Annotated in this window: 25 protein-coding genes; 13 read left to right on the top strand and 12 right to left on the bottom strand. The window is 42.3% G+C overall.

The annotated features are described in order from the left end of the window. From AC3IRT_RS10800 to AC3IRT_RS10790, 3 genes are all read left to right on the top strand, one after another. Positions 1-741, top strand: a complete 741-nt coding sequence (locus AC3IRT_RS10800) for a polyprenol monophosphomannose synthase (RefSeq protein WP_489393260.1) — start codon at positions 1-3, stop codon at positions 739-741. Then, entirely contained in the window at positions 741-1760 is a 1020-nt protein-coding gene (ruvB, locus tag AC3IRT_RS10795; protein ID WP_489393259.1) for a Holliday junction branch migration DNA helicase RuvB, read from the top strand. Before AC3IRT_RS10800 ends, ruvB begins: the two co-directional genes overlap by 1 nt. A gap of 206 nt (positions 1761-1966) precedes the next feature. Then, entirely contained in the window at positions 1967-3808 is a 1842-nt protein-coding gene (locus AC3IRT_RS10790; RefSeq protein ID WP_489393258.1) for a carbon starvation CstA family protein, read from the top strand. A 4-nt stretch (positions 3809-3812) separates the two neighbouring features. Here AC3IRT_RS10790 and AC3IRT_RS10785 read toward each other — a convergent pair whose 3' ends face one another. Together AC3IRT_RS10785 and AC3IRT_RS10780 are read right to left on the bottom strand one after the other, a co-directional pair. Further along, positions 3813-4388: a hypothetical protein gene (locus AC3IRT_RS10785; protein WP_489393257.1), complete on the bottom strand. Its 576-nt coding sequence runs from the start codon at positions 4386-4388 to the stop codon at positions 3813-3815. Continuing rightward, positions 4388-5818, bottom strand: a complete 1431-nt coding sequence (locus AC3IRT_RS10780; protein ID WP_489396127.1) for an ATP-dependent DNA helicase — start codon at positions 5816-5818, stop codon at positions 4388-4390. Before AC3IRT_RS10780 ends, AC3IRT_RS10785 begins: the two co-directional genes overlap by 1 nt. A gap of 82 nt (positions 5819-5900) precedes the next feature. On the opposite strand from AC3IRT_RS10780, the gene AC3IRT_RS10775 reads away from it, so the two are divergent. Genes AC3IRT_RS10775 through coaD form a run of 3 tightly spaced genes read left to right on the top strand, consistent with a single transcriptional unit; the run spans position 5901 to position 7726 of the window. Further along, a complete protein-coding gene (locus tag AC3IRT_RS10775) occupies positions 5901-6689 on the top strand; it encodes a DUF3822 family protein (RefSeq protein ID WP_489393256.1) in 789 nt (262 codons plus the stop codon). Next, on the top strand, positions 6680-7222 hold the full coding sequence (gene rsmD / locus AC3IRT_RS10770; protein WP_489393255.1) for a 16S rRNA (guanine(966)-N(2))-methyltransferase RsmD: 543 nt from the start codon (positions 6680-6682) through the stop codon (positions 7220-7222). Before AC3IRT_RS10775 ends, rsmD begins: the two co-directional genes overlap by 10 nt. A gap of 9 nt (positions 7223-7231) precedes the next feature. Further along, positions 7232-7726, top strand: a complete 495-nt coding sequence (gene coaD, locus AC3IRT_RS10765) for a pantetheine-phosphate adenylyltransferase (RefSeq protein WP_489393254.1) — start codon at positions 7232-7234, stop codon at positions 7724-7726. On the opposite strand, the gene AC3IRT_RS10760 is transcribed toward coaD, so the two are convergent. The 3 genes from AC3IRT_RS10760 to AC3IRT_RS10750 form a co-directional block, all read right to left on the bottom strand. Further along, entirely contained in the window at positions 7723-9030 is a 1308-nt protein-coding gene (locus AC3IRT_RS10760) for a DEAD/DEAH box helicase (protein ID WP_489393253.1), read from the bottom strand. The genes coaD and AC3IRT_RS10760 overlap by 4 nt on opposite strands. Positions 9031-9195: 165 nt before the next feature. Then, positions 9196-9975, bottom strand: a complete 780-nt coding sequence (locus AC3IRT_RS10755) for a sulfite exporter TauE/SafE family protein (RefSeq protein ID WP_489393252.1) — start codon at positions 9973-9975, stop codon at positions 9196-9198. Between the two features lies 1 nt (position 9976). Further along, positions 9977-10654, bottom strand: a complete 678-nt coding sequence (locus AC3IRT_RS10750; RefSeq protein WP_489393251.1) for an HAD family hydrolase — start codon at positions 10652-10654, stop codon at positions 9977-9979. 310 nt (positions 10655-10964) lie between these two features. On the opposite strand from AC3IRT_RS10750, the gene AC3IRT_RS10745 reads away from it, so the two are divergent. Then, a complete protein-coding gene (locus AC3IRT_RS10745; RefSeq protein WP_489393250.1) occupies positions 10965-11627 on the top strand; it encodes a Pr6Pr family membrane protein in 663 nt (220 codons plus the stop codon). Between the two features lie 154 nt (positions 11628-11781). Here AC3IRT_RS10745 and AC3IRT_RS10740 read toward each other — a convergent pair whose 3' ends face one another. The 3 genes from AC3IRT_RS10740 to AC3IRT_RS10730 all read right to left on the bottom strand — a co-directional run bounded on the left by AC3IRT_RS10740 (position 11782) and on the right by AC3IRT_RS10730 (position 16362). Beyond that, a complete protein-coding gene (locus tag AC3IRT_RS10740; protein ID WP_489396126.1) occupies positions 11782-12570 on the bottom strand; it encodes a DNA/RNA non-specific endonuclease in 789 nt (262 codons plus the stop codon). Positions 12571-12803: 233 nt separating this feature from the next. Next, the gene (locus AC3IRT_RS10735) at positions 12804-13625 is read right to left on the bottom strand and encodes a hypothetical protein (RefSeq protein WP_489393249.1); all 822 of its coding nucleotides are present in this window, start codon (positions 13623-13625) and stop codon (positions 12804-12806) included. A 469-nt stretch (positions 13626-14094) separates the two neighbouring features. After that, positions 14095-16362 (bottom strand): cation:proton antiporter, encoded by a 2268-nt coding sequence (locus tag AC3IRT_RS10730; RefSeq protein WP_489393248.1) that lies wholly within the window; start codon positions 16360-16362, stop codon positions 14095-14097. Positions 16363-16576: 214 nt separating this feature from the next. On the opposite strand from AC3IRT_RS10730, the gene AC3IRT_RS10725 reads away from it, so the two are divergent. From AC3IRT_RS10725 to AC3IRT_RS10705, 5 genes are all read left to right on the top strand, one after another. Beyond that, on the top strand, positions 16577-17566 hold the full coding sequence (locus AC3IRT_RS10725) for an exonuclease domain-containing protein (protein WP_489393247.1): 990 nt from the start codon (positions 16577-16579) through the stop codon (positions 17564-17566). Positions 17567-17581: 15 nt separating this feature from the next. Next, entirely contained in the window at positions 17582-18544 is a 963-nt protein-coding gene (trxB, locus tag AC3IRT_RS10720) for a thioredoxin-disulfide reductase (RefSeq protein ID WP_489393246.1), read from the top strand. A gap of 101 nt (positions 18545-18645) precedes the next feature. After that, complete coding sequence (locus AC3IRT_RS10715; RefSeq protein ID WP_489393245.1) at positions 18646-19128, top strand: copper resistance protein NlpE N-terminal domain-containing protein; 483 nt, start codon at positions 18646-18648, stop codon at positions 19126-19128. A gap of 103 nt (positions 19129-19231) precedes the next feature. After that, positions 19232-20281: a tRNA preQ1(34) S-adenosylmethionine ribosyltransferase-isomerase QueA gene (gene queA / locus AC3IRT_RS10710; RefSeq protein ID WP_489393244.1), complete on the top strand. Its 1050-nt coding sequence runs from the start codon at positions 19232-19234 to the stop codon at positions 20279-20281. A 56-nt stretch (positions 20282-20337) separates the two neighbouring features. Continuing rightward, positions 20338-21039: a 2-C-methyl-D-erythritol 4-phosphate cytidylyltransferase gene (locus tag AC3IRT_RS10705; RefSeq protein WP_489393243.1), complete on the top strand. Its 702-nt coding sequence runs from the start codon at positions 20338-20340 to the stop codon at positions 21037-21039. Here the strand turns inward: AC3IRT_RS10705 and AC3IRT_RS10700 are convergent, their stop codons facing one another. Continuing rightward, positions 21040-21192 (bottom strand): lmo0937 family membrane protein, encoded by a 153-nt coding sequence (locus tag AC3IRT_RS10700; RefSeq protein WP_116775662.1) that lies wholly within the window; start codon positions 21190-21192, stop codon positions 21040-21042. Between the two features lie 90 nt (positions 21193-21282). Beyond that, positions 21283-21987: an LOG family protein gene (locus AC3IRT_RS10695; RefSeq protein ID WP_489393242.1), complete on the bottom strand. Its 705-nt coding sequence runs from the start codon at positions 21985-21987 to the stop codon at positions 21283-21285. Positions 21988-22154: 167 nt separating this feature from the next. On the opposite strand from AC3IRT_RS10695, the gene recR reads away from it, so the two are divergent. Beyond that, a complete protein-coding gene (gene recR, locus AC3IRT_RS10690) occupies positions 22155-22769 on the top strand; it encodes a recombination mediator RecR (RefSeq protein WP_489393241.1) in 615 nt (204 codons plus the stop codon). Positions 22770-22828: 59 nt separating this feature from the next. On the opposite strand, the gene AC3IRT_RS10685 is transcribed toward recR, so the two are convergent. Continuing rightward, complete coding sequence (locus AC3IRT_RS10685; RefSeq protein WP_489393240.1) at positions 22829-23797, bottom strand: metallophosphoesterase; 969 nt, start codon at positions 23795-23797, stop codon at positions 22829-22831. After that, positions 23772-24536: a 5'-nucleotidase C-terminal domain-containing protein gene (locus AC3IRT_RS10680; protein WP_489393239.1), complete on the bottom strand. Its 765-nt coding sequence runs from the start codon at positions 24534-24536 to the stop codon at positions 23772-23774. Before AC3IRT_RS10680 ends, AC3IRT_RS10685 begins: the two co-directional genes overlap by 26 nt. Between the last annotated feature and the right edge of the window lie 70 nt (positions 24537-24606).

Raw genomic sequence — 24606 nt, 5'->3', positions numbered from 1 at the left:
GTGGCAGACAGTCTGATAATCATTCCTACTTATAATGAAAAGGAAAACATAGAACGCATTATTCGGAAAGTGTTTTCTTTGGAGGGCGACTTCCATATATTGATCGTAGATGATGGTTCTCCAGACGGTACCGGGATGATTGTGAAGGAATTGTGCCACTCCTTTCCTGATCGGCTGTTTATCGAAGAACGCCGTGGGAAACTGGGCTTAGGTACGGCTTATATTCATGGATTTCGCTGGGCATTAGCACGTTCGTACGCCTATATTTTTGAGATGGATGCCGATTTCAGTCATAATCCAGATGATTTGCTGCGCTTAAAAGAGGCCTGCATCACAGGGGCAGACATGGCAGTAGGTTCGCGCTACATTCAAGGTGTGAATGTGGTGAATTGGCCAATGAAGCGCGTACTATTATCTTATTTTGCTTCGATGTATGTGCGCGCTATTATGCGTATTGATATTCAGGATGCGACGGCAGGTTTTGTCTGTTTCCGACGCGAAGTATTAGAGACGATTCCTTTAGACAAAATTCGTTTCGTGGGTTACGCTTTCCAGATCGAGATGAAATTTAAAGCCATCCAAGATGGTTTTCGAGTGGTGGAAGTACCGATTATCTTTACCGATCGTACGCACGGTACTTCAAAGATGAGTACCAAGATTTTTAGGGAAGCATTTTGGGGTGTAATTAGTTTGAAATGGGCGAGTTTGTTTAAGAAATCGAATAGAAAGGGGAGTAACTAATGAACGAAAATCTAGATCCAAATGCAGAACGGCTAAGCCACACCGATAGAGACTTGGAACGTGTATTGCGTCCACAAACCTTTGAAGATTTCACCGGGCAAGCTAAGATCTTGGAAAACCTGTCCATCTTCGTAAAAGCCGCAAAACTACGTGGCGAAGCCTTAGATCACGTTTTGTTGCATGGCCCTCCGGGTCTTGGAAAGACCACGCTTTCACATATTATTGCCAACGAGATGGGCGTGGGCATCAAAATTACTTCTGGTCCAGTGTTGGACAAACCGGGAGATCTGGCCGGACTGTTGACTGGCTTAGATGAAGGAGATATTCTATTTATCGATGAGATACATCGTTTAAGTCCTTTGGTCGAAGAGTATTTGTATTCGGCTATGGAGGATTTTAAGATCGATATCATGCTCGAAACGGGACCTAATGCCCGTTCTGTGCAAATTAGTCTCAATCCTTTCACTTTAGTAGGTGCAACGACCCGTTCTGGCTTGCTGACCGCACCTTTACGTGCTCGTTTTGGGATCAATTCTCGTTTACAATATTACGACGTGAAGTTACTGACGACGATTGTCGAACGTTCCGCTTATATCATCCGCATACCGATTTCGGAAGAAGGCGCTTATGAAATTGCGCGACGCAGCCGTGGTACGCCGCGTATTGCCAATGCATTGCTACGGCGGACGCGTGATTTTGCGCAAATAAAAGGGACAGGAAATATAGATAAAGCCATCGCGCAGTTTGCGCTCAATGCGCTCAATGTAGATGAACATGGCCTAGATGAGATGGACAACCGAATTTTGTCAACTATTATAGATAAGTTTAAAGGTGGTCCAGTAGGATTAAAAACCATTGCTACAGCCGTAGGAGAGGATGAAGGTACGATCGAAGAAGTATACGAGCCGTTCTTGATTCAAGAGGGCTATTTGATGCGTACTTCTCGCGGTCGCGAATGTACCGAACTGGCATTTACCCATTTAGGCAAGCTCTATCCTAGAGGTAATACCTTATTTTAGCCTCCTACATATTTCTTTAGGTGAATCCAAAGCACCTCAATGCAAAAAGCCTAGTCGAAAGTGGTGTGCAATATTGGTTTTGAAAATTTTTCATTTAAATTGCCTTTATTTAAGTGAATATTTATTAATTTTCACTTAACATTCCTGTTCGCTTGAGCGGTGATTAAGTCATTTATAAACCTTATTGTGTATTAAAATCAGTAAAAATGGAATTTCTAGACGGTATGAATGCCTTAACATTAGTCTTCGTAGCATTGCTTGTGTTGGCCATTGGTTACCGGTTTTATGGGCTTTTCTTGGCTAGTAAAGTGCTGAAATTAAATGCCGAAGTAGTCACACCAGCCGTTGAATTTGCAGACGGCCGTGATTATGTGAAAACGAATAAAAATGTCTTGTTTGGTCACCATTTCGCAGCTATTGCTGCTGCTGGTCCATTGGTTGGGCCTGTATTGGCGGCGCAATTTGGGTATTTGCCCGGCACATTGTGGATATTGATAGGATGTGTGCTGGCTGGAGGCGTGCATGATATGGTGGTGCTATTTGCTTCTATGCGGCACAAAGGGCAAAGTCTGGCTTCGATCGCTTCTAAAGAAATTGGGCCAATGACAGGTACAATTGCTGGAATTGCCGTGCTATTTATCTTAATTCTGACCTTGGCTGGTTTGTCGCTGGCTTGTATCAGTGCGATGCACGAAGCATCATGGTCACTTTTCACCGTAATCATTACCATGCCGATCGCAATTATCATGGGCTTAATTATGCGCTATCGTAAGAATAGCATCACTTTCGCTAGTATTTTGGGTGGCGTATTGCTGATTGCTGGTATCGTTGGTGGACACAATTTAATGCAAATTCCGTTTCTCAATGATCTATTTCACTGGGATGTATCGACCATATCTATTGCTATTGCCATCTATGGTTTTCTAGCATCTGTGTTGCCTATCTGGTTTTTACTTGTGCCACGTGATTATTTGTCTACGTATCTAAAAATCGGAACGATACTTATGTTGGCTATAGGAATTGTGTTTGTGCATCCGACTTTGCAAATGCCGGCGTTGACAGAATTTATTCATGGTGGTGGCCCAGTAATCGGTGGCCCTGTACTACCATTTATTTTTATTGTTATCGCATGTGGTGCGATTTCTGGTTTTCATGCAGTAATTGCCACCGGGACGACACCAAAAATGATCGGAAATGAACGAGAAATTTTGTTTGTAGGATATGGTGCGATGCTAGTCGAAGGTTTTGTGGCCTTGATGGCGCTTATCGCTGCTTGTACCTTGATGCCAGGCGATTACTTTGCAATCAATACGCCGACCGCTGGTTATGCGCAATTCCTGATCGATAATCCACATCTTCACACCGTTGATCTACCGCATTTTATGGAGAAAATTGGTGTTGATTTGCAAGGTCGTACCGGCGGTGCGGTTTCATTAGCAGTTGGCATGGCGCATATTTTCAATAGCATTCCATATATGGACGAGGTGATGGCGTATTGGTACAATTTCGCCATTATGTTCGAAGCAGTATTTATCCTAACTGCGATTGATGCAGGTACACGTGTTGGTCGGTTTTTCTTGCAAGAAATGTTGGGAAGCGTAATTCCTAAATTCCGCGACAAAGATTGGATGCCGGGCATTATCATCGCGAGCTTTTTATTCACTTTTGCGTGGGGTTACCTCGTTTACACGGGAAACGTTAGTAGCATTTGGCCATTATTTGGTATTAGTAATCAATTATTAGCGGCTTGTGGTTTGATTGTCTGTACGACAATGCTATTGCGGATGGATCGAGGGAAGTATGCTTTGTGTGCCGCCGTTCCTGGCGTGATGATGGCGCTCATCACTTTTTGGGCAGGTTATCTGCAAGTGGCGAATATATACATTCCGGCAGGCGATTATCTATTAGCTAGTTTAGCCATCATTGCGATGGCATTGATGCTGATTGTATTTATATCCGCTTTCAGAAAATGGTACGAGCTTTCGAAGAAAGTGCCGACCGAAACCGATTTTTATGGCGAAAAGGTAAAGGAGCTGGTCGAACGGTAACCTGTTACAATCTGTGCTTGGGCTTACAATGCAATAGTTTCAATACTTTTTGTCCTCTGGATAAGACGGCCGGTGATGCCCCACGTTCGAGCATCAGCCTGATTTCTGATTCGAGCGCCTCTTTGATCCATTCGTGGCGAAGCGACAAGGTGTACAATAACTCGAAGGAGTTGGCTACGACAGCAATGGATTTGCCGGGCGTAGTTAGCCAGTCAAAGCCGCAGTTGATGAGTTCTTCGTCTTGCTCTTGTGTAATTGCACACGATGAGCTCTTAAGAGCCTGTAGGTAGATATTGCCTAAAATCCGCTGAGCGCCTTCTATGGTAATTCTTAAACGGTTATCCAGTAGAAAGTCGAAGATGATAGGAAGGTCTGCCGTATGTGCTAGGGCATATTTTTCTAAAAACCAGATGGCGTGCAGTGCCAGATTGTTGCGTGTGTCCTCGATTACGCAAAGAGGCAACAGCTTGTCGAGGTCAACATCCTTATCGTGCAGTGGACTGATATCTAATAATTCGTGTTTTTCTAACCAGAGCATAAAACGAGTTTTCTGCATCTGATAAGCTTCGGATGCGTTCATTAGCTTGGCGGTTGGAAGAATTTAGGATGAAAGTTGACCAGATATAATTCTCGCGTAGCTCGCGTTAGCGCGGTATAGAGCCAGCGCAGAAATTCGGTGGTAAGCATTTCATCATTCAAATAACCTTGATCGATAAATACGGCTGGCCACTGTCCGCCTTGTGCCTTGTGACAGGTGATGGCATAGGCGAATTTGATTTGCAGGGCATTAAAATAGGGATCTTTCTTAATGGCTTCCGCCCGTTTATTGCGGTCGGAAATATCTTCATAATCTGATGAAATAGATTCGTACAGCTTTTGCAATTGATCTTGCGGCAAATTCGGACTGTCCACATACAAACTGTCTAGTAAGATCCGACATTGGATCGTATCGTGCTCATTGCCATCTAGAAAATCGATCATCACATCGGCAAAACGAAAATTATGCATCTCATGCACATTAGATACCTTTCGGATCTCTGCCATATCGCCGTTGGCAATAAAACCCGTATGCGATTCATCGTGCTGTTGTAACCAGTAATAATTATTCTTGACGACCATAATCAGATCGCCACCCGTAATCTCTTCTTCGCGAAACAAGATCTGGTTACGAATATGCTGATTATACAAGTTGGCGGCTTTATTGGATCGGCAGATGACCATGGTGTTTTCCAATCCAAATTTATCGTAGCTGTAATGCAATCCATCGATCAAGCGTTCGCCCGTCATCTGAAATACGTCTGTATATGGACGGGTGATGAATTGCGGAAATGGATATTCTGCTGTTTCATCTTCCAATTTTATTTCCTGTCGGATCTTGGTAGCGTTGAATAAAATGCCGGAATTTTTATCTTGCCGTACTACATCTGTCAGCTCATAATGGGATACGTACAGATTGTACCGACTAGCCATATAATCTGGCCGCAAGGCTGGACTTTGTAGCATGCCGACTGGTGGTAATTGCGCTGTGTCGCCCACAAAAAGCAATACACATCGCTCCCCACTTTGCACATACGTAATGAGATCTTTTAGCAAACTGCTTTTGAATACGCTTGCGGGATCATCGGATAGCATAGACGCTTCATCCACAATAAACAAGGTGTCTTCATGTGAATTATCTGCTAAGGTGAAATCCATGGCCACAGAAGCGGCTGATTTCTTACGGTAAATCTTTTTGTGAATAGTCAATGCTGTACGTCCGGAGTAGTGACTGATGACTTTTGCAGCACGACCAGTTGGAGCTAGTAGAACTGTTTTTTTCTGCAGTCGAGGAAGCACTTTTACGAGCGCACTAATGATCGTGGTTTTTCCTGTACCGGCATATCCTTTTAAAATGAACAGGGTGTGAGAATCGAATCGTGCTAAAAAATCTTCTAACAATCTAAATACCGCGCGCTGCTGTTCGGTTGGTTTTTGCTGAAAGTTTTGCTCTAAATAATCCCGTATTTGCACATTCAAAGTTATCTAAAAGGTTGATCAATCCAATTTTAAAAGCTATTTTTGTTTATACTGTTGTTGTGTTATGCTACAAGACATGAACTATATTTCTGCAGATTTTCGTATTCAGCATTTGTCTTATTACAAATTAATCATTCAAGCTGGTCATCAAGAGGACGTTTTGATGATTCTGGACGAAAATAATACGGTGCAAGCTTATATCCGATACGCTTCGGCGAGCCCTACTATTGATGCGACGCGTTTATTGGCGCTGCCTTTTCGGCATGTCTCGATCATGATTCCACAACATAGCTTCACTTTTGTGCCCGCGGAAGCTTATCAGGAAGAAGATGAAGATATTTATGGAGAATATCTCGTAAACAAAAATGATCAGGATATCTACACAGTAGCTATGCTGCGATTTGGTTCGCACGCGATCTATCAATTGGATTCCTTGTTATATCAACGTTGGTTTGCATTGTTCCCAGATGCTACGTACCTGCCTGTGTTTCAAGTTTTATTTGACTTGATCCCAGAGCAGCTTCCTGCGCAAGGCGCGCAGCTATTCTTATATGAGCAATCGAATTATGTGCATGTGATTTTGCTGAAAGACGGTAAGTTTTTGTTTTATAACAATTTTTACGTCACCAATGCGGAGGATTTAGGCTACTACGTCCGTCGGATTATGAGTGATTTCGCCATCGATTCACTGGAAAATATCACATTGGCTAATCAAGATAAAAACCATCCTTTATTGGCCTTTGTGCAGCAGTTCTCAAAGCAGGTAGATCATATACAGTTGCCGGCTGCCGACGCCAATAGCGCTGTGTTACACCCTAGTTCGCCTTTACTTGGTATGTTGTTTCAACGTGAGGTATGCGCATAATTGGTGGTCGTATTGGCGGAATACGGATCAATCCGCCAGCTAATCTTCCTGTGCGTCCGACGACAGATATTGCGAAAGAAGCGCTGTTCAATATTCTGCAACACCGTATCAATTTAGATGGTGCTGTATGCTTAGATCTATTTGCTGGAACTGGAAATATCTCTTTTGAATTGGCTTCTCGCGGAGCTAAATCTGTATTATCGGTCGATGCTCATTTCAAATGCTTAAAATATATCGCCGAAATGGCCAAAGAGCATCAGCTCGATGGCATTAGCACACGCAAAGCAGATGTGTTTAAATTTGTGCAACAGGAGCAAGGAGAATACGATTTTATATTTGCCGATCCGCCTTACGATATAGATCGATTGCCGCAGCTAGCTCATATGATTCTGGACAATAATCTATTGCGACCAGAAGGTATTTTGGTGATCGAACATCCTTCTACTAGGCAGATGCTAAGTCACCCCTTATTGCGCGATGTGCGTAAATACGGATATTCTTCTTTTAGTTTTTACAGTCACGACGAACTTTAATCAACTACGATGAAAAAAATCGCTGTATTTCCCGGTTCTTTTGATCCATTTACCCGTGCACACCAAGACTTGGTGCTACGTGCGTTACCGTTGTTTGATGAAATCATTATTGCTATTGGGGTCAATACATCAAAGCAGGGATTGCTTCCTTTTGAGGTACGAGAACAAGCGATCAAAGCAGTATTTGCCCATGAAGCGAAAGTGCAGGTGCAATGTATTCAGGGCTTGACGGTAAACTTTTGCCGAGAGGTGGGAGCGCAATTTATGTTGAGAGGATTGCGCAATGGTATCGATCTAGAATTCGAAAATGCCATCGCGCAAAACAATTTGATTTTAGCGCCCGAAGTAGAGTCTTTCTTTCTATTGAGTAGGAGTGGGTTAGGGCATATCTCGTCTACAATTGTACGCGATATCTTGCGAAATGGTGGCGATGTATCTGCACTGGTGCCCGACGCGATATTGCCATTCCTAAAACAGCCGAATAAAGCGCTATATACTGCTTAGCTACGCAGTATACGCACTTTAGTTCCTTTGATTTTACCGTTATTTCCTTTTTGCAATATAGTCGTCACGCTACTGCGCGTTACCGCTACAAAAGCATTTTTCTCTTTTACTTCGATCATTCCGACCTCTTCTTTATCAATACCGGCTGTTTTGAGTAAATAGCCAACAATATCACCTTTGCTTACTTTATCGCGTTTACCAGTGGTAAACATCAAAGTGGTCATTTTGCTATTTGCAGGTAGCGGATATTCATCCTCCAAGATCTCCTCTTCCATGGCATCGGTAAGGTATGGGAAATCATCTTCAGGTTTTAAGAGCAAATACACCGTTCCTTTGGCCTGCATACGCGCGGTACGGCCATTGCGATGTACAAAAGCGTCTTGTTTGTACGGGAGCTGATAGTGAATGATGGCATCCACTTCCGGAATATCCAATCCGCGCGCGGCCAAATCGGTGGTGAGTAAAATATGCGTACTTCCATTCCGAAATTTGAGTAATGCCAATTCGCGATCCGATTGCTCCAAACCGCCATGAAAAACATCGTGAATAATATCTCGATCAGCTAATAATTCGCTGATGTGATCCACCGCTTCGCGGTGATTACAAAATATCAACGTTTTCTGCTCGCTACCTAACTTACAGATCAACCTTAATAATGCTTTGAGTTTGTTTTGCGGACTAGCCGTTACCGTGCGGAAAGTGATGTCTGGCGCGTAACCTTTTTCATGCAAGTAATTGATGGTTTCCAGATTCTTTAGCGTTAGGAATGGAGGAATTTCCTCCAATTCCGTAGCCGAAGTCAGCATCTGAAATGGTGCCCTTGTTTCGCTCACGATTTGTTCCATTTGCTCCTGGAAACCCAGTTCTAAGGATTTATCAAATTCATCCAAGACCAGCGTATTCAAATGCGTCAGATCGATATTATGGCGTTCCAGATGGTAGATGATTCGCCCTGGTGTACCTACTAATATCTGCGGTGCTTCTTTGAGTTTGTTTTTCTCTGTCCGGAGATCGTTACCACCATAAAGACAAGTTACTTTCGGATGGTCTGGCATTTTGCGTAGTACTTGCTCAATTTGCAAAGCCAATTCACGCGTAGGAGCGATGATCAATGCCTGAATTTTTCCATTCGCATCGTCATGTAATCTTTTTTGAATAATCAGGGAGAAAGCAAGTGTTTTTCCACTCCCAGTGGGAGACAATAAAAGCAAATCATGCGCAGCGTTGTACGTGCTCGAAACGGTTTGTTGCATTTCGTTCAATGCCGTGATCCCCAAATTGGCTAAATACTGTTGTTCTCCCATATCGGCAAAGGTAGCACAAATTAATGTAATGATGGGTTAAGTGATGTTTGGTAGGGTATAAAGGAGTAGAGCTTAGCGATAAGAAATAAATGATACGCTATTTCGTTTTAATAATCAGTGATTTATGGAGGATGATCGATGATGTTCGGTTCATAAACGACGGCCTTACATAATAATCAGCATCAGCGAAGAAAAGATCACCAAAGTCATAATGACCCAACGGAAATGCTGCTCTTTTAACACTTGTACCAGCTTAATGCCGATCAAACCACCCAAAAGGATAAAGGGGATGGAAACGATATTTATCAGCAGACCAGCAATAGAGAGATTTTGCCAAACAAAAGCTTGTAATGGAATCTTGATATAATTGAGAATCATAATGAACCAAGCAGCTGTAGCGACGAAAGTCAGTTTGGACATGCGCTTGGTGAGCAAATAAACGGATAGCGCAGGACCAGCCGCATTTCCGATCATCGTCGAAAAACCAACGATAAAGCCAAATAAGGGCGAATACCATTTTTTAGCGACGAGTTGCTTAGTACTTTCCTCCGTTTGCCGGGATGACCACAGCATGATGCCTACACCAACAAGGATACAGATGCCCATAGCTGTTTTAAACAATTGGTCGTCTATGCCATTTCCCAATGCCAAGCCTGCCAAAAGGCCAATCAACGCAGATGGCAGTAACTTTGTTACTTCGGACCAAATCAGTGATTTGCGATAATAAATCACTGCGGTGAGATCTGCAATACACAGCATGATGAGCACAATACCCGTAGAATACTTAGCGCCAAATAACAAAGCGAAAAATGGGACAGCTACGGTGCCAATATTTTGTATGCCAGTCTTCGACATACCGATAAGCAAGGCACATAGTAAGTATAAAAACCAAGCTTGTGGAGTAGGTAGCAGCTGCAAAGCTGTTGCCCAAGCGGCATCCAACATGTTATTTCAATAAAGATTTCACCGTCGCGGCATTGATATCTCTATAATCTCTAATGTAGGCCGCGCAAGGGGGCAATTCTTCCTTTTTGTGCGATGTGAGTACACCGGTCACTTTCATTCCTGCCGCTTTACCAGCGGTAACGCCCGAAAAAGAATCTTCGAATACCATGGCATTTTGTACGGATACACCTAGCACTTCTGCCGATTTCAAATATACCTCTGGGTGTGGTTTGTGCAACTTGACATCCTCACTAGAAAGCGTGGACTGAAAAAGATCGCGAATACCTAACGCATCCAATACCAAGTCCATATTTGCCTGCGGTGCAGAAGTTGCAACTCCAAGTAAAAAGCCATTCTGTCTAAGATCATGAAGGAATTCTACTAATCCAAAGACAGGTGTGGCGACCGTCTTATAAATCTCTCTAAAAAGGCCTTCTTTCTCTGCTTCTAAAGAAGCGATTTCTTGTGGGGAAAGTGGCTTTCCGAAAAAGTGCTGCATGATATAGCTATTGTGCTTGCCATAGATATGCTGCTCGAATGCTTGCTGCGTATATTCCACTTGGTACTTATCAAAAAATGCCTCGAAGGCCTTGGCGTGGAAAGGATTGGTATCAGCAATAACGCCATCCATATCAAAGATAACGGCATATTTAGTAGAAGATGTATTTTCGGAAGACATGTAATTTGGTTTTTAATTCTATCGAATAATCGCGTGTAAATCGTGACTTCTTGTGTCTAAAACTTCCTTAAGGCTGTGACAAAAGAAGTCGAGCAAAGATAGGGCAATTCCCAGCAATATTATAATAGATTGGATGGTTTAAAATAGGTTTTAGAAAGTCTATCACTAGTACAATATAATCTGTATCAGATATTAGCTGCACACAGGTCGTTTTTAAATTATGCTTGGCTTATGGAGAAGCAAAATCTACGTATTTTCTTGTTCAAAAATGATATATTGTAGTCTGATAATCGCAAAAACAGCAACTACTATGACACAAAACCCGAATGCCGAACCGGTGAAATGGCCTAATGCAGTCATTTTGCTTTTAATGGCTCTGCTCACAATTTTTGCGATCAGCCCTTGGTCGGCTTGGAGTTTTGATAAAGATTCGCACGCTTATGGGTGGAATTTGTTTAGTTACTTTACCATCCAAAGCAATATTTTGGCAGTTATTACCTATGTATTAGCCGCATTTTACATCCTAAAGCGGCAAGCCGCTGCTAAGTGGTTTAGCTACCTGCGTGGTGGAGCGGTGCTGTATATGATCATCACTGGTTTGGTCGCGGCTACGCTCTTGCAGGGCGCAGAGGTGAATGCCACACCAGATGTATTTGACTGGAAAAATTTTATATTGCACGAATTGGGTCCGCTTTTCATTGTGTTATGGTGGTTGATCTGGCCATCCAAGTCGCCTACAACGGCAAGCCAAGCAATTATCTGGTTGATCTTTCCGTTACTGTGGACAATTTATACGTTTATCCGCGCTCAACTAACGGGTTGGTATCCTTATCCATTTCTCAATCCAGAGCGGGTAGGAGGCTGGGGCGGAGTAGCGATTTACGTTGTCGCGATCACGATCGGCTTTCTTATCTTTTCGCAAGTGATTGCATGGATCAGTCGTGTGCGTGCTAATAATCATACGTTTTATTAAGTGTTTCCGTGGTAAATAATTGGCTTCCACTGGATGCACCTTAATGCATGCATTGAACCATCGATTTTCTGAGATCTTAGAAAAACTCGCTTATCGCACTGAATTTTACGAGATAGTGCGATAAGTAAGTATATTCGAGCGGTTAATCACTCAGCTACGCCGCATTGCTCAATACATTTTTCACTCTGTTTTGTGCGCCGGCAGATAAGGTTGACAGAAAGTTGTATCCCGTCTTGCTCTCCAGCTCACGTATGGTTACACGATAGTTTTGCCAGCTCGTCCCCACGGTATTGAGATTAGGTGTGTCTATCACAATAATTTCTGCTTGACCATTTTCGATTCTAGCACGATCATTTGTGCCAACAGGTAATATTATGGCTATTTTGTACACGTTAGATGGCACGGTCACACGCCCTTGATCTATGGTTAAGGCACCGCCATTACTTCCTGTTCCACCACGGCCGTAAGAACCCATGATAATGTATACTTCATTTCCTTGATTCACGCGTGTACGCAAATAAGTTTCAAAATTATTCCACACACCTTGATTGTTACGAGGTGCTTGTGGAATCATATTGACCATAAGAAACACGGCAGAATTGGCAGCGATGGAACTTAATCTATCTGCTGACGGACAATTGTGTCCGCGATCAAATCCAGAGTTGGTGTAACTTGTAGTTAGTACTGTGTACCAATTGGAAGGCAAACCAGCATAGCCTGCAAAATTATCTTGGCGCGGTACATTGGCCGCCATGGAATTGCGATCTAGGTACCAGCTCACCCAGTTGGGTGTTCCTCTATTAGCATTATAAGAAATCGTATAATATTTGAGATCTATCAAATAATTGGTGTTGAAGACGACAGATGATTGTGCGTTGGATGGATTTCCAAGATATAAATTACTGTTTTCTCCGCTCGAAGGTTGAGCATCAGGTCCTGCAATTGGTGCAGGTCATACATTACGTGGCTCAGTGATCGTACTATCCGATGTGGTCAGTGCTGTGTCTTTACAAGCTACAAATAGGATGAGTGCAACAAAGGGTATTATAGGACGGTTTAATTTGTGGTGTTTCATAATGGTATATTAATTTCTATAAAGATTATAAAATATCATTAATGATTTAATATTAAGTTTTTTAATAAAAAGTTAATATACAGCGCTTTAGAATAATATATTTAGCTCATGTATTTGTTGTAGATTTTCAAAAATTGCTTACCGGCATATTCTGCTATTCCCGCTGTTTTATAGGTGAGTCGTACTCCGGTACCGGAGGTCTTTCCGCCAAAAATGTATGAAAAGCCTTTTGGTGAGCGTACAGAGTAGAAGTATGGAAAATAGGCTCGCATATCATTATCGGGATATTCTGAGTTTTCACAAGTGTTAAGAGCCTTTGATATAATCCGCAATTGCATGTAAGCATATACATCCTCCGGTAGAGATTGGTGCTCTAAATGAAATGCATTCTCATTGACCCCGAGTGCCTCACATGCATTTTTAAATGTTTTGATATCAATATAGTCTTTGAAAATCTTCTTTTTAGACGCTAAATTCGCAGGTTGTGCGAGCCTCTCTCCATTAATGTATCGATAATATATATCAATAAACTGTCTACCTATGTAGGCTGCTTTTTCTGAGGTTTCGATGCAAAGTCGCGAACCTACAAATGCACCAGCACTACCATAACCAAAGTCGCAATAGCTGAACCCTAATGAAGAATTGACAGATGTGAACCAAGGATAATACCAAAATTCCCCGAGCTCGTTTCCCTGTCGGATGGCTTGACAGATCACTTCCAACTCTTTGTACGCTTTTTGTGCATCGTCATCGAAAGCAGTTCGTTGTTCAAAAGATATGGTAGTTTCACCTAGATAGGATAAGGCATCTGCTAATGTCTTTATATCGGTGTATGATATGGACTGAAACATCGCACGTTGAATTTGCTGTGGAGTCAAATCTATGTCCACATCTTTTCCTTTGTAATTAATTCTTTGTTTCATTTCGCTGATAGTTAGTGTATTGTGTGTCTGTTGTATAGCGTGTAGCCATTTTCTAACTGTAAGAGCGGAATTAAAACTGTCTTCTGTGGCTGCTACATGCTCCGGATAAATTTCTACTTAGTTTTAGGCGTACCTTATTTATTCGATATTATTCCGATGATTATGCATTAATCGAAACTTGATGTTTAGTGTTTTTAGAGTTACATGAAAATTTATACATTCAAGTACATTAAAATACAATTATGACCGAATAGCAATGGACTATTATGACTTATAGAGAAATTAATTATTTTTTTAATTTAATTTATGCTCTAATTTACAAATTCTCTTAATCGTGAAGTATACCTATTTTTTGTTATATTAGGGTAGGTGAAAATAGGAGTTGCTAGTACAAATGAATTCTGACCAACTTGCAGAAGCCGTGGTTTTTACTTAACATCTACTAAACCGGCAAACGGAGGTACAAAATTTACCGTTGTATACGATCACGTATAACAAGTTCGGAAGAGGGGTCTATTCGTAGATTTCTTTTTTGCTGTAATAAGGTTTCCCAACTGACTAGACTAATTAAGATCAATCGATCTTTTAGTAATTTTTCGTGACCAATGGGTTCACCTGTAAAGATGTCAATACGCTGATGGCAGGTTGGATTTTTAAGTTTTACTTCGCTCAATAAATCGACCGCTGTAAATTGCGCATCCACATCCCATAATATGAGTCTTGCTTGTGGATTAGCACCGATAAGCTTATCGACGTATTGCAGCAAGAATAGATCTTCTTTAAAGAAGATCGGCATTACTACCTGATCTATTTTCTCTAGACCCTTGTCAATCAAAACCCCAACAGGAATATCTACTTTTGAGAGCAATCGATTGGTGCGTTCATAGAATTTATTGCTGTACACGCCAGCTCTGCTGGTAAACAATTTCTCTGGATGGATAATGTTGGAGGTGAAACCAATGATTTTACCCAACAAGCTGCCTTCGTAGATCGATTCACTGGTGCCAATCAAGAGCATATCATACTGACCTGATTCGACCTCATCCACAATCTCATGATCAATATCACTTGAAATCCTGAATAAGGTTTTAATCGGTCTCTTTAGCACTTTGCTGTCATCCAGTATTTTGCGGAAGCACTCTGTCTCTTGCTCCTCTACTTCATAATGATGCAGTTCATTGGCAGGCGATACATGCAGTGCAGCGACTTGGCACTGTTCAGGAGTACCGGCCGTCAGCGCGTTGGACAAGCGGAGTAGGGCTTGTCCGGATTCCGTTTTGCCGAAACTAAATAAGATATTGAACTGGCTTTCTATCTTTTCGACAAAAGCTGGTTTTCCTTTATCGCGGAACGCCCAATTGATCAGATCTAAAGCAGGGCCAGTCATAAACGTGGTCACCAAAGCCATAACCACCATCATCGAAAACAGTTCGGCAGATAAAACACCCAAATCATAGCCGATATTGAGCACGACCAATTCCATTAATCCACGCGTATTCATCAGCGCACCAATGCTCAAGCTGTCTTTCCAACCTTGCCCCATAAAGCGCGCGGCCAAAGCGCTACCTACAAATTTACCGACAACGGCCACCAAGATAATAAGACCGGTGATAAGCCACAGTGATGGATCATTCAACAAACCAATCTGCGTACGCAAACCGGTGAATACGAAGAACAAAGGCAGTAATAATACTAAAGCTACGTCTTCAATTTTCTCAATAAATAGATTGCGGAATTTATTGTTCTCTGGCATAATGGCACCCGCCATAAATGCGCCAAATAAGGCGTGTATACCAATCACTTCGGTGGTGTATGCTGATAGAATCAACATCAAAAAGAATATAGCCACAATGGGCTTGCTCAACGTTTCTTTGGTTGAGTTTACCTGTCCGATTCGTTGGAAGAAAGGTCGGACGATTTTGATCATGATAATTACATACGCTAATGCCAAGCCAATCGTATACAATGCCGACACGAATGAACCGGCCTTGACGATTGCAATTACGACTGCTAGAATGCACCAAGCGGTAATATCGTCCGCTGCTGCGCAGGTAATCACGACCGTGCCTAAGCGTGTTTTTTGCAAACCGCGTTCTTGTACAATTCGGGCCAATACGGGGAAAGCTGTTATACTCATCGCAATACCTATAAACAAGCTGTAGGAAAGGAATTGAACATTTTCTGGAGCATGATTTTCATATAAGAAATACGCTAATCCAATGCCCAGTGCGAAAGGTAGCATAATGCTCGCGTGGCTGATGACGACGGCATCATGCGCTTTATTGCGTAAAACATGCAGATCCAGCTCCATGCCCACGATAAACATAAATAGGATGAGGCCAATCTGACTCAAGAATTGCAAATTGCCCAAAGATTGCTGCGGAAAAAGTACTGCGAAAAATTCTGGGAAGAAAAGACCCAGCAATGACGGACCTAGAATAATACCAGCCAACATCTCGCCAATCACGACAGGTTGCTTAATTTTTACACAGATCCATCCAAACACTCTGGCAGTCAATATAATGGCTACAATCTGGATCAATAAGATCGATAGTGGGTATTTCAGGCTTTCTTTGATCGATTCCAAAAAATCTGTCCAAGCGCCATTTTCTGAAGTGGGGATGAGTACATCTCGCCCCGATTCTAAGGCACTTCCTTGCTGGATGATCCAGTACATAAAGAAGCTAAAGAAAATGACTATGGCAATATAGAAAACCGTCGAACGTAAGTTTTTCATGAAACTCGCTAATCAAAATATTTTTGGATCATTCCACCCCAAGAATACGAATTAAATGTCAATGACAATGTCATCGAATCTCAAATTCACGTAAAATCTATGTGGTAATGTCTACAAACGCACAGGAAAAGCGTCATATAGATGCACAAGTTTTGGTCAGGCAGAGAGATGTTTCGTACCTTTGTAATCAAATTTTACATTTGTACATATCATCATGGAATTGAACTTGCGCCGTCCGTTGGCATTTTTTGATTTAGAAACTACCGGAGTAAATATTGCTACCGACCGAATCGTAGAAATTGCCATTCTCAAGGTATTACCTGGCGGTGGCGAAGAGGTATTGGCCATGCGCGTCAACCCGAGACGTCCGATTCCTGCTGAATCTACCTTTTTTCACGGAATTCGTGATGAAGATGTGAAGGATCTGAAGGGATTTGATGAGATCGGGCAGGAGGTCGCAGACTTCATTGCGGATGCCGACTTGGCTGGATACAACTCCAACAAATTTGATGTACCGATGTTGATGGAAGAATTTCTACGGGCAAAAATCTCCTTTTCGTTAGAAGGCCGTTCTTTCGTAGATGTACAAAACATCTTCCACCAGATGGAGCCGCGGACGTTAAAGGCGGCTTATAAATTCTATTGCCATGATGATTTAACGAATGCACATACCGCAGAGGCCGATGTTCGCGCTACTTATTCGGTGCTGAAAGCACAATTGGATAAATACGAAGGCGTATCATTCGAAGACAAGGCAGGAGTAGTATCTAAGCCAGTGGTCAATGATGTCGATGCTTTGCATCAGTTTACCAACTTGAGTAAGCCAGTGGATTTTGCAGGTAGATTGGTTTATGATCAAGATGGCGATCCAAGCATCAATTTTGGTAAGCATAAAGGTAAAAAGGTGGTCGATGTCTTTGATGTGGAGCCGAGCTATTACGCCTGGATGCAGAATGGTGATTTTCCACTATACACCAAAAAGGTATTGGAGAATATCTGGAATACATATCGGAACGCGCGTAAAGAACAGAAAGCAGCCGCTCCCAAAAATATCAATACAGCATCAACACCGAACCGGCCAACAACGGATGTAAAGACGAACACAGAACGTCCTAACGCACCACAATACAAGAAAAAGGAAAAAACGGTTCCCGTTACTTCCGACATGTTAAAAGCCTTACAAGGCAAATTTGGAAAAGATTAATAGCATACATAACATATGGAAACCAAACAAGAAATAGAACACGTACCCTGCCTGATTATAGGCTCGGGTCCTGCGGGATATACCGCTGCAATATACGCTGCACGTGCAGATTTAAAACCAGTGATTTACACTGGTATGGTACCGGGCGGACAATTAACGCAAACGACTGAAGTAGATAATTTTCCAGGATATCCACAAGGAATTACAGGTCCGGTGATGATGGAAGATTTGCGCGCACAAGCAGAGCGTTTCGGTACGCAGGTGCGTTTTGGATACGTCAACAAAGTAGATTTTTCTACCGATGGCGGCATTCATACAGTAGAAATCGATAATACCAAAACGGTTACTGCGGATACGGTGATCATTTCTACAGGTGCTACTGCCAAATGGTTAGGCTTAGATTCTGAACAAAAATACAATGGCTTTGGTGTTTCTGCCTGTGCCGTTTGCGACGGATTTTTCTTCAAGCAACAGGATGTGGCAATCGTTGGCGCTGGCGATACGGCTGCCGAAGAAGCTACTTATTTGGCAAAGTTGTGTAAGAAAGTACACATGTTAGTACGTCGTGACGAGTTTAGAGCTTCTAAAGCCATGGTACACCGCGTGCTCAATACGCCAAATATCGAAGTGCATTACAACTCCGAAGCACAGGAAGTATTGGGTGATGGACAAGTGGTCACTGGATTGCGCGTCATCAATAATGTTTCTCAAGAAGTTAAGGATTTGGATATTACCGGTTTCTTCGTCGCGATTGGGCATACACCAAATACCGATTTATTTAAAGGAATCTTAGATATGGACGAGACAGGATATCTCATCACAAAACCAGATGCGACTGCCACCAATATCCCCGGTGTGTTTGCCTGTGGTGATGTGCAAGATCACGTGTATCGCCAAGCCATCACAGCAGCGGGTACAGGCTGTATGGCCGCATTAGAAGCCGAACGTTATTTGGCAGCCAAAGAGGTTTTTGCCTAGAAGTTTCGTGGCTTAGCCAAACAAAACGCAAAAAGCGTCGTTTCCTTTAAAAGAAACGACGCTTTTTGCGTTTCTATTTCACACTAATTAAAAATACGAATATGAAATCACTACTCTTTATGTTGCCATTGGCTTTGGCCATATCCTGTACATCGGCCAATAAAAATAAAGCGGAATCGAATGATGGACCAGAAGTAAATCCTGCGATAGATTCGCTTCACGCAGCGAGCAACTTTTTGGATTGGCCCGGTAATTACAAAGGCACAATACCGGGAGAAGAAAAAGATAGTACCATTATGGAGGTGACCATCAATCGGGATAATACCTTCGCGGTGAAGGTAAATAAGAATGGTGGGGCGGAAATAATTGAAGAAAAAGGCGAAATCAAATGGGAGAGTAACGAAACATATATCGTACTGAAAGGTGGTAAAGTAGATTATTCTTTCCGCTTAGGGGATGATGAAATGACTTTCTTAGATGATGCCGAAAATGTGTCGGAAACCGCAACGCCTCGCGAATACCGATTGGTGAAACAGCAGGAATATGCGACGCATGATAAACATCAACGTTTCCCAACAGAATAGGGTAAGATGAGGGGCTGATAATTTCTATAAAATTGTGTAACTTTGCCCTTATTTTTAGAAGCGTAGCTCTGTAGGCCACGTGGACTTAATTTTTTGAAAAACGATGAAATTATCTCAATTTAACTTTGATCTACCTGAATCGCTGTTGGCGTCAGAGCCTAGCGAAAACCGTGATGAATCCAGATTAATGGTTCTTCACCGTGAAACGGGACAGATCGAGCATAAGATCTTTAAAGACGTATTAGACTATTTTGATGACAAAGATGTCATGATCCTGAACAATACGAAAGTGTTTCCTGCACGAATGTATGGTAATAAGGAGAAAACGGGCGCTACGATTGAAGTATTCTTATTGCGCGAATTGAATAAAGAACTTCGTTTGTGGGATGTTTTGGTAGATCCAGCACGTAAAATTCGTGTCGGTAATAAGTTGTACTTCGGTGAAGACGATCTATTAGTAGCAGAGGTGGTTGATAATACCACATCGCGCGGTCGTACGATTCGTTTCCTATTTGATGGTACAGATGAAGAATTTCGTCGTAATATCGAAATTTTAGGCGAGACACCGTTGCCCAAATACATCACGCGTAAAGCAACTCCAGAAGATAAATACCGTTATCAAACGATCTACGCCAAGAACGAAGGTGCTGTAGCTGCTCCAACAGCAGGATTGCACTTCTCGCGCGAATTGATGAAGCGTTTGGAATTAAAAGGAATTGATTTCGCTGAAATCACGTTGCACGTAGGCTTGGGTACGTTCCGTACGGTAGAGGTAGAAGATTTGACTAAGCACAAAATGGATTCAGAGCAGATCATCATTACAGAAGAAGCTGCTCGCGCGGTCAACAAAGCCATTGATGGAAAAAGACGCGTGTGTGCTGTAGGTACGACATCAATGCGTGCTATTGAATCGGCTGTGTCGGCAGATAAGCACTTGAAGCCAAGTGATGACTGGACCAGCAAGTTCATCTATCCACCTTACGATTTTAGCATTGCAAACTCGATGATTACGAACTTCCACACGCCAGAATCCACACTCTTGGTGATGATTGCGGCATTCGCCGGATACGAGAATACGATGAGAGCTTATGAAGTGGCTGTCAAAGAGAAATACCGTTTTTACAGCTATGGAGACGCGATGTTGATTATCTAAATCAGCAAAATAATAATAACTTTGAGCGCAAGTCTTATTCGACTTGCGCTTTTTTTATGTCCGAAAAGTTTGTCATCATCGTTGCGGGGGGAGTTGGTTCGCGTATGAACAGTACACTACCCAAGCAATTCCATCTGCTGGGAGATCTGCCTGTATTAATGCATACCATTCGCCGCTTTGAGCAGGCGAACTTAGGCGTGCATATTGTAGTCGTTTTGTCGGCTAGCATGCAAACCTACTGGGAAGAGTTGTGTGCAAAATATTCTTTCACAGCAAAGCATCATATTGTTGCTGGTGGTGCAACGCGATTCCAATCTGTAAGAAATGGACTAAATTATATCCAAGAAAACTTTGACACGGAGCAGGCGCCCGATTCGCTTATTGCCGTGCATGATGGTGCTCGTCCTCTTGTATCTTCAATTTTAATTCAGAATTTGTTTGCAGTAGCCAATGAATTACAAGCGATAATTCCGGCAGTGCAAAGTACCAATAGCATTCGCTACGGCAATGTCGAGAATAGTAAGGCTGTGGATCGAAATCAGGTGTGGCAAGTGCAAACTCCACAAATTTTTAATGCGACTATGCTTTTAGAAGCTTACGAGCAGCAGGAAGAATTGAATTTCACAGATGATGCCTCTGTGGTAGAAAAAATGGGCAATATCGTACGGATTTTAGAAGGCGATCATTTCAATTTGAAAATAACGCATCCCGAAGATCTCGATATTGCCCATATATACTTGGATAAACTATTTATTTAGTTACGCATTTCCTCGTATTACACGTAATAGTACCACGATAATTGCGATAACTAATAGGGCGTGAATGATTCCGCCTGTGGCATATCCGCCCAAGAAGCTGATCGCCCAAATAATGACTAAAATAACTGCGATTAAATACAATATGTTTCCCATAGTGATTGATGTTTAATAAAACCTTTATTTGTTTAAATGTATCTTATCAACAAATAATCACCATATAGGTTTTTGAATAATTGCAAAAACCTAAAAATTGGGTTTAAGTAGGTATTTATCGTAAAATCTAAAGATATGTTCCACCGCTTCTTCGGCCGTATCTACCATCCGATATAGGTTTAGATCTTCTTCACTGATATAATGGTTGCCTAGCATCGTTTTTTGAATCCATTCAAACAGACCTGACCAATACTCACTGCCTACCATCACAATTGGGAAACGTGCGATCTTACCTGTCTGAATCAACGTTATCGCTTCGAAAAGCTCATCCATCGTGCCAAATCCGCCCGGCATTACAATGTATCCCTGCGAATATTTCATAAACATGACTTTGCGTACAAAGAAATAATTGAATTCCAACAGCTTGTCGCGGTCAATGTATTTATTATGAAACTGTTCAAATGGTAGATCGATATTCAATCCAACTGATTTTCCACCAGCCTCGTAAGCGCCTTTATTAGCCGCCTCCATAATTCCTGGGCCACCGCCCGAGATTACGCCATAACCACGTTCGGCAAGCAATCCAGCAATATCTACCGCTAGTTTATAATAGGTGTGATCATTTGGTGTACGTGCCGATCCAAAAATGGACACACATGGTCCAATTTTAGCTAACTTCTCGAATCCGTCTACGAATTCGGACATGATTTTAAATATTTGCCAAGAATCTTTTACTTTAATTTCTTGCCACGTTTTGTTCGCGAACGAACGACTTATTCTATCGTCTTTTGCCATAAAAAATATCGAAATACCTCAATTATAATCTATATCTAAATTCTATTGTCTAGCCATCTAAGGCCGACATAAGCAATATAAGTATTTTCGTTGTCATTAAAAAAAAGTACCGTATTTCGCTTTTCGGAGGCAGGGTCAGATATGTATTTTCTTTCGTAAATTTGTACATGCATTTCTCGTCTAAACTATTGGAGCAGGCCGTGGAAGAGTTTGGAAAGTTACCCGGCGTGGGCAAAAAGACAGCTTTACGCTTGGTGCTACATCTACTCAAACAATCAAAAGAAGACGTTAATCGTTTTTCTCAGGCTTTTACGCAGCTCAAGGAGCACATCAAATATTGTAAACACTGTTTTAATATCTCTGATAACGATATCTGCGAGATCTGCCAATCTCCCAAACGGGATCGTGCTACCATCTGTGTCGTAGAAGATACACGCGATGTCATGGCAATCGAAAATACCAATCAATATCAAGGTGTGTATCACGTGTTGGGCGGATTGATATCGCCGATGGATGGCGTAGGGCCAGCAGATTTGCGTATTGATGGATTGGTGGATCGTGTGCGGCAAGGCGATATAAAAGAGGTTATCTTGGCGCTGAGTGCTACGATGGAAGGTGATACCACGATTTTTTACCTATACCGCAAGCTGCAAGAGTTTTCGATCGAAGTATCTACGATTGCGCGCGGTATCGCATTTGGTGGCGAGCTAGAATATGTAGATGAAGTAACGCTAGGACGCTCCATCATGACTCGTGTGCCTTACGAACGTAAGGTGGGCTAAGGAGAAATAGATTAACCATAAAAATGGCGGTGATTTCTTTATAATCACCGGCATTTTTGTTAGCCCCACATCTGCTGATCTTCTCGAAAGCTCAGATCGATCTTGTAATGCTGTGCCAGATAGCGCTTGCTGCCGTTTTTCTTATCGAAGTAATAATCTATCCGACCTAGACTGACGCCGCCATATCCCATTTGGTTTACCAAAGTAACTTCGCCATCCAGATTTTTCACTTCCGTCGGTTTATCCAAAAAAGTATGCGTATGTCCGCCAATGATTAGGTCAATTCCACGTGTTTGTGAAGCCATCACTAGGTCAGAAACCTGATCTGTCTTGTATTCGTAACCAATGTGCGATAGGCATATCACCATATCACAATGCTCTTCATTGCGTAGTTTTTTGCCTAGTCGGTTGGCCACGGGTATCGGATCCAAGTATTTTACGCCTTTGTGATTATTCGGATCCACCATACCGTCTAGCTTAATGCCGACTGCAAAGACGCCAATTTTCAAGCCTGAGCGCTCCAGAATAAGGTATTCCTTTGTTTTTCCGGCTAGGATGGTATCACTAAAATCATAATTCGAAGTAATAAATGGGAAATTAGCCTTGTCAAAATGCTTTAGCAAACCATTTAATCCATTATCAAACTCGTGATTACCAAAAGTACCCGCATCATAACCCATTTTAGACATGAGCTCTAGCTCTACTTTCCCCTCAAAAAGATTAAAGTAAGGCGTGCCTTGAAACATATCTCCGGCATCAAGCAGCAGCACATTTTGCTCTTCTTGACGAATTTTTTTCAATAACGTACTTCTTCTGGCCACACCACCTAATCCTTGCAAGCGCGAACCGTCCATTGGGAATGGTTCTATACGGCTATGCACATCATTGGTATGCAGTATCGTCAGTTTGATTTCCTTGCCGCGACTTCCTTGACCGAAGGTCGGTAACGTACCTAAAGTTGCTAATGCGCCTAGCGCACCTGCTTTCTTGATAAAGCTGCGTCTATTGTACAATGATAATTCTTTCATCGCGTTGTGCATTAACTTGTTTTCCTTGTTTGGTTAAAGATTCTATGTAGGCGATCAATCCTTCGCGTACACGGGTCGGCGTATCTACCCGTGCTACGGGTGTAGCGATACCTTCAATATTATCGCCGCCATTGGCCAAGTAATCGTAGGTGACCAATTTGTAGGTTTTATTTATATCCACGGCTTTCCCTTGGATCTGCATACTAACGAGTTGTTGATCTTTGATCGTGACCGAGATACCGGCGACGGGTTGTCCATCGGTCTTCGCAATGAATTTACCCAATGTCAACAGATCTTCGCCTGTAAGCGTAAGTACCGTAAGATAATTTTCGAATGGCATCAACTCAAAGACTTTGCCCACTTGAATATCTCCAGCGGCAATATCTACGCGAATACCAAACTTAGTGCCTAATGAGCAGGAAACGTCTGGATCCAGTTGCTGGCCAAGCGCCAGCAAGGCATCAGCAAAAAAGTTGCCGCCTAAGCTCTGCCCATCGGTTGGAGTGCGAGGCAACATTTGCGTAGCTTGGCCAATCACGGTATCCATCTGCGCTTGCAAGCGTTGCTTGTAAGGCGCGATGTAATTGGTGAAACTCGAATCGGATTCTATGTGCTGATCGATCGCTATTTTGGCGGGTTGATAATTGTTTTTCTGCCAGTGCGTAGTCTTACAAGCGCTGAATGCGAATAAGAGCGCTGCACTATACGGCAGAATAGATCTAAACGAAATATATGTCATATTAAAAGTACAATACGGGGCAAAACTATTAAGAATTATCGAAATGAACCGCCGAAGTCCTATTATTTTT

It is taken from the genome of Sphingobacterium sp. KH_072 (assembly GCF_057837975.1).
Note: the sequence above shows the minus strand (reverse complement) of the source record. Positions and strands in the feature narration are given on the sequence as shown.